This window comes from Rhizobacter sp. P2_H3, assembly GCF_056403355.1.
In genome coordinates, this window is sequence record NZ_JBFUFQ010000538.1 from 1 (window position 1) to 685 (window position 685).

The 685-nt window shown below is 60.4% G+C and carries 1 protein-coding gene; it reads right to left on the reverse strand.

The window, feature by feature from the left end; all coding sequences use genetic code 11:
- Nucleotide 1: 1 nt before the first annotated feature.
- Nucleotides 2-199 (reverse strand): hypothetical protein, encoded by a 198-nt coding sequence (locus AC1D1T_RS32910; protein WP_477827811.1) that lies wholly within the window; start codon nucleotides 197-199, stop codon nucleotides 2-4.
- Nucleotides 200-685: the final 486 nt, after the last annotated feature.

Consider the following 685-nt stretch of genomic DNA (forward strand, 5'->3'; position numbering starts at 1 on the left):
GTCAGACGTCCGGTTCACCCCAAAAGTCAATGAACAACTTTTTGAGATTGGGAGGAATCATCGGCCAAGCCCATCGCCTGGCATCGGCCTTCAGCCCCGACATCAGATTCTCGACGCACTGTGCCAAGAAGTCGTCAGCATCGGCCGCTTCGACTGGAAACCTGGAAGCGATCGCACGCCTCACTCCGATGATGTTCATCGTCCAGGCTCCTGTCCGCGAACCACTGCGAAATGCAGCGAGGTCTCGAGCTCCTTCTTTCGATCGGCCAAGTGCAGGTGATCGAACGCGTCTCCCATTCGATTCATCTCGCGTGCGTCTCCTTGAAGGGCACCGAGCCTTGCGGCTGGCCCCCCATCTTGAACGGGACCGTGGTCTGCGCCTGCACGGCGCAGGCAACGAGCGTCAAAGGCAGCGTGAGGGTGGCAAGTGTGCGAAGCATGCGACTTGACGGCGTTGGCCGTCACCCGTGAATGATGAGGGCCTGAATCTGTTGACGGTGGATGAAGGGGTTGCGAAGCGTGCGCGAAGTGCCGATGAGTGCCGTGGCGGATCGATCAGATGACGAGATCCAGCCAATCGTCCAGCGATGGCCCGGACCGCGATTCACCGCCGATTCCGACCATCGGCTTGTCCATCTCCTTGCGATGCGCCTTCCGGCTGGCTTCCTCGCGTTCCAGTCGCTCG

Excerpts from the sequence above, each read along its gene's own strand:
- AC1D1T_RS32910 (WP_477827811.1), bottom strand. The coding sequence starts at position 199 with ATGAACATCATCGGAGTGAGGCGTGCGATCGCTTCCAGGTTTCCAGTC.